Raw genomic sequence first — 5,156 nt, 5'->3', positions numbered from 1 at the left:
GACGCTGCCGGCGCCGACCCCGGCGTTCCCGCGCTACGTCGAGCCGGCGGCCTGAAGGCGTTCGCGCGATGCTGGTCGACAGCCACTGCCATCTGGACTTTCCGGACTTTGCGGAAGATCTCGACGGGATCGTGTCGCGGGCCCGTGCGGCCGGCATCGGCCGGATGGTGACGATCTCCACGCGGGTGCGAAAGCTGAATCAGCTTCTCGCCATCGCCGAACGCTATGACGACGTCTATTGCTCGGTCGGCACCCATCCGCACAACGCGGATGAGGAAGACGGAATCGCACCGGACGAGCTGGTGGCGTTGACGGAGCATCCCAAGGTCGTCGCGCTCGGCGAGGCCGGGCTCGACTATTTCTACGACAATGGCGCGCCGGAGGCGCAGGCGAGGGGGTTTCGCGCCCACATCGCCGCCGCCCGCACCACCGGCCTGCCGCTGGTGATCCACACCCGCGAAGCCGACGAGGACTGCGCCCGCATCCTGGAAGACGAGGTGGCAAACGGACCGTTTCGCGCCGTGCTGCATTGTTACACGGGCGGACGTGAGCTGGCGCTGAAGGCGGTGTCGCTCGGGCTCTATATCGGTTTCACGGGAATCCTGACCTTCAAGAAGTCGGAGACCTTGCGGGCGCTCGCGGCCGAGCTGCCGTCCGATCGGATCCTGGTCGAAACCGACTCGCCCTATCTTGCGCCGGGCAAGTTCCGGGGCAAGCGGAACGAACCGGCTTATGTGGTCGAGGTCGCAAAGGTGCTGGCCGAGACTCGCGGCGTTTCGTTTGACGAGATTTCGCGCCAGACCAGCGAAAACTTCTTCCGTCTGTTCTCGAAGGTGAAAGCTTGAAACTGGGAGCCGCATGACGCTGACGCTGACGATCCTGGGCTGCGGCTCCTCCGCCGGCGTGCCGCGCCCGGCGCTCGGCTGGGGCGCCTGCGACCCCAACAATCCCAAGAACCGCCGTCGCCGCTGCTCGCTGCTGGTCGAACGGACCTCCGAGCACGGCACCACACGCATCGTGATCGACACCTCGCCGGACCTGCGCGAGCAATTGCTCTCAACCAATGTCGATCACATCGACGCGGTGTTCTTGACGCATGAACACGCCGATCAGACCCACGGCATGGACGATCTGCGTTCGGTCGTCATGCATATGCGACGTCGTATCCCGACCTACTTCAACCAGTCGACCGCCAAGGATATCCTGTCGCGGTTCTCCTATTGCTTCATCTCGCCGGAGGGCAGCGACTATCCGCCGATCCTGACGCGGCATTCGATCGAAGCGGGCGGAAGCCAGACCATTCTGGGGAAGGGCGGCGCCGTGACGATGACGGCCTTTCTGGTCCAGCATGGCAACATTCCCGCACTCGGCTATCGCATCGGGAATGCGGCCTACACACCCGACCTCAACGACATCCCGCGCGAGAGCTGGGGCGCATTGGAAAATCTGGACCTCTGGATCGTCGACGGCCTGCGCTACACTGGCCATGTCAGCCATTTCAGCATCAACGACGCGCTGTCCTGGATCGAACGGTTCAAGCCGAAGCGCGCGGTCATCACCAATATGACGGCCGACGTGGATTACGAGGTGATCCGGCAATCGCTGCCCGCCGGCGTCGTGCCCGCTTTTGACGGGCTCCGGCTGGAGACGCACTGAATCGGCGGTAGAATTCCGCCGTGAGCCGGCAGACTCCTTGCTTGCATCGGCTGCATCATGTTGATCTAACGTCTGAAAGACAGGTGTTAGGCAAGGGCGATATTGAAGCAGGACAGGCGGCGAGCACTATGTGACCGCCGGATCGCCTCGTGTTGAGGATGGGGGGCGCGTGACAGGGGATCATGTATCGGCTGGGGGACTGGTGCGCCGCGCTCTGGATCTCCTCTATCTCGGAGCAGGCTACGCAGCGGGCGTCTTCCTGGTTGCGATCTTCGCGATCATGATGGCCATGTCGGTCGGGCGCCAATTTGCGATCAACATTCCCGCCGGCGATGATTTCGCGTCCTGGTGCATGGCCGCGATGGCGTTCCTCGGCCTTGCGCACACCTTCAAGCGCGGAGAGATGATCCGTGTCGGCCTGCTGCTGGAACAGCTGCACGGGCGGACCAAGCAGATCGCGGAGATCGTGGCGCTCGGTATCGCCACCGCTTTCATCCTGTATTTCACCTGGTATGCCGTGCAGATGACCTACGATTCCTGGCGCTTCAACGATGTGGCGCAGGGCGTCGTCGCGCTTCCGCTCTGGATTCCGCAGCTCGGTTTCGCCGGCGGACTTGCGATCCTGTCGATCGCGCTCGTCGATGAAATGATCAGTGTCATCGGTGGCAACCGGCCGAGCTACGAGAAGGGCTCGCCGGATGAAACGCCGGACGAGTTCATCGAGCGCATCTCGCAGGGCGGCGGAGGTTGACCATGGCCAATCTCGGCATGATCGAGCTGTCATTCGTCCTGCTCGTCGTCATGATCCTGCTGCTGGGAAGCGGCGTCTGGATCGCGGTTTCGCTCGGGCTCGTCGGCTTCGTGGCAATGGCGCTGACCACCAGCCTGCCGCTCGGCGCGGTGCTCGCCACCACCACCTGGAGCGCCAGCTCGTCCTGGACGCTGGCGGCGCTGCCGCTGTTCATCTGGATGGGAGAGATTCTGTTCCGCACCAAATTGTCGGAGGAGATGTTCCGGGGACTTTCGCCCTGGGTGCAGTGGCTGCCGGGACGGCTCACGCATGTGAACGTCATCGGCTGCGGAATCTTTGCGGCGGTGTCGGGCTCGTCGGCGGCGACCTGTGCAACGATCGGCAAGATCGCACTGCCGGAGCTCGACAAGCGCGGCTACGACAAGGGCCTGAGCCTCGGATCACTCGCGGGCTCCGGCACGCTCGGCCTGTTGATTCCGCCCTCGATCCCGATGGTGGTTTACGCGGTTACGGCGAACGTCTCCGTGCTTCAAGTGTTTCTCGGCGGCTTTCTGCCGGGATTGCTCGTGATCGTGCTCTATTCCGGCTACATCATCATCTGGTCGCTGCTCAATCCGACGAAGATTCCGCCGCGCGATCCCCCGATGCCATTCCGGCAGAAGCTCCGCGAGTCGGCCAAGCTTGCGCCCTGTCTGCTGCTGATCCTGGCAGTTTTCCTCTCGCTCGTGCTGGGTTTCGCGACCGCCACGGAATGCGCCGCATGGGGCGTCTCAGGCGCGCTCCTGCTGGCGTGGTGGAGCGGCACGCTGACGCGCAAGAACTTCGTCGAGAGCATCATGAGCGCGACGCGCCTGACCTGCATGATCATGCTGATCCTGGCGGGCGCGGCCTACACCACGGCCGCGATGGCCTATACCGGCATTCCGGCCGCGCTCGCCACCTGGGTCCAGGGGCAGCAGCTCACGCCGGGCATGCTCGCGCTGTATCTCAGCATCATGTACATCATTCTCGGTTGTCTGATCGACGGCATCTCGATGATCGTCCTGACTGCCGTCATTGTGCTGCCGATGGTCAAGCAGGCCGGTCTCGACCTGGTCTGGTTCGGCGTCTACCTCATCATCCATGTCGAGATGGCGCAGATCACGCCGCCGGTCGGCTTCAATCTGTTCGTGCTGCAGAACATGAGCGGGCGCGACACTTTCACTGTCGCGCGAGCGGCGTTCCCGTTCTTCGTCCTGCTGCTGGCCGCCGTGTTCATCATCACTGAGTATCCGCAAATCGTGATGTTTCTGCCCAAGCTCGCTTTCCCAGACTGATCGCACCTGGTTTTCAGAATACAGTGAGGAGAAGTCCGATGATGTCTCGTTTATTCCGCGCATGCTTGATCGCCGGCGTCGTGGCGGCTGCGACACCCGCTTTGGCCCAGACCAAATGGAATCTGCCGGCAGCGTATCCAGCGGACAATCCGCACTCCGAAAACCTCGTCGCCTTCGCCAAGGACGTCGAAGCCGCCACGTCCGGAAAGCTCCTGATCACGGTTCATCCGGGCGCCTCGCTGTTCAAGGCGCCGGACATCAAGCGCGCGGTGATGACCGGGCAAGCGCAGATCGGCGAGGTGCTGCTCTCGATCCACGAGAATGAGGATCCGCTGTTCGGCATCGACGTCGTGCCGTTCCTCGCGACCAGCTTCCCGGACGCGATGAAGCTGTATCAGGCTTCCAAGCCGTCGATCGCCAAGAAGCTGGACGCGCAGGGTCTCAAGCTGCTGTTCGTCGTGCCGTGGGCGCCGCAAGGCGTCTACGTCAACAAGCCGCTCGCCTCGATCGACGACATGAAGGGCCTGAAATGGCGAGCCTACAATGTTGGAACCGCGCGCATTGGCGAGTTGGTCGGCGCGCAGTCGGTCACGATCCAGGCCGCGGAGCTGCCGCAGGCGCTGGCGACCGGCGTGGTGAATTCCTTCATGTCGTCGGGCGGGACGGGCTACGACGCCAAGGCCTGGGAGTCGCTGAAGTACTTCTACGACGTGCAGGCCTGGATTCCCAAGGACTACACCTTCGTCAACAAGGCCGCGTTCGATGCGCTCGACAAGCCGACCCAGGAGGCCATCCTCAAGGCGGCGGCAACGGCGGAGACCCGCGGCTGGAAAGCCTGGCAGGACAAGAGCACCTGGTACATCGATCAGCTCAAGGCGAAAGGCATGGCCGTCGAGCCGCCGAGCCCGGCGCTCAAGGCCGGCTTCCAGAAGATCGGCGAACAGCTCACGGCGGACTGGCTCAAGAAGGCGGGAGCCGACGGCCAGGCGGTGGTCGACGCCTACAAGAAGATGTGAGACCGGCGAGGCCTTCCGCCCGCCGCCTTCCGGCGTGTGGGCGGAAGTCTCTCCCTCGATATCGAGACAGCCTTCGCACGCCCTGCAGATCTAGGCCGTAATCGCCTTCGCCGAACCAACCTCGTTGCGCAGCAGGAATTTCTGGATCTTCCCGGTTGACGTCTTCGGGATGGGCCCGAACACGACGGCCTTCGGCGTCTTGAAGCCCGACATGTGGCTGCGGCAGAACGCGATGATGTCGGCTTCGCTCGCGCTGGCGCCGTCCTTCAGCTCGACGAAGGCGCAGGGCACTTCGCCCCATTTCGGATCGGGCTTTGCGACCACGGCGGCGAACAGCACGGCCGGGTGCTTGTAGAGGATGTCCTCGACCTCGACGGAGGAGATGTTCTCGCCCCCGGAAATGATGATGTCCTTGGA

At 63.4% G+C, this 5,156-nt stretch carries 5 protein-coding genes and 1 pseudogene; 5 read left to right on the top strand and 1 reads right to left on the bottom strand.

Annotation, left to right across the window (positions count from 1 at the left end):
* Positions 1–68: 68 nt before the first annotated feature.
* The 5 genes from MOV75_RS26725 (at position 69) to MOV75_RS26705 (ending at position 4,739) form a co-directional block, all read left to right on the top strand.
* Positions 69–845, top strand: coding sequence for a TatD family hydrolase (locus tag MOV75_RS26725; RefSeq protein ID WP_246929199.1), 777 nt, complete (start codon positions 69–71; stop codon positions 843–845).
* Positions 846–858: 13 nt separating this feature from the next.
* Positions 859–1,656, top strand: coding sequence for an MBL fold metallo-hydrolase (locus MOV75_RS26720; protein ID WP_246929200.1), 798 nt, complete (start codon positions 859–861; stop codon positions 1,654–1,656).
* A 169-nt stretch (positions 1,657–1,825) separates the two neighbouring features.
* Positions 1,826–2,407, top strand: coding sequence for a TRAP transporter small permease (locus tag MOV75_RS26715; RefSeq protein WP_246929201.1), 582 nt, complete (start codon positions 1,826–1,828; stop codon positions 2,405–2,407).
* A 2-nt stretch (positions 2,408–2,409) separates the two neighbouring features.
* A complete protein-coding gene (locus MOV75_RS26710; RefSeq protein ID WP_246929202.1) occupies positions 2,410–3,723 on the top strand; it encodes a TRAP transporter large permease in 1,314 nt (437 codons plus the stop codon).
* A 38-nt stretch (positions 3,724–3,761) separates the two neighbouring features.
* Positions 3,762–4,739 carry a TRAP transporter substrate-binding protein gene (locus tag MOV75_RS26705; protein WP_246929203.1) on the top strand — a complete coding sequence of 326 codons (978 nt, stop codon included), beginning with the start codon at positions 3,762–3,764 and terminating at the stop codon, positions 4,737–4,739.
* A 90-nt stretch (positions 4,740–4,829) separates the two neighbouring features.
* Here the strand turns inward: MOV75_RS26705 and MOV75_RS26700 are convergent.
* A pseudogene (locus MOV75_RS26700) lies at positions 4,830–5,156 on the bottom strand (acyl-CoA synthetase); the annotation flags it as partial.

It is taken from the genome of Bradyrhizobium sp. PRIMUS42, from assembly GCF_023006515.1.
GTDB lineage: Bacteria > Pseudomonadota > Alphaproteobacteria > Rhizobiales > Xanthobacteraceae > Bradyrhizobium.
The sequence above is the reverse complement of the archived record's forward strand: the minus strand, read 5'-3'. Positions and strand labels throughout refer to the sequence as shown.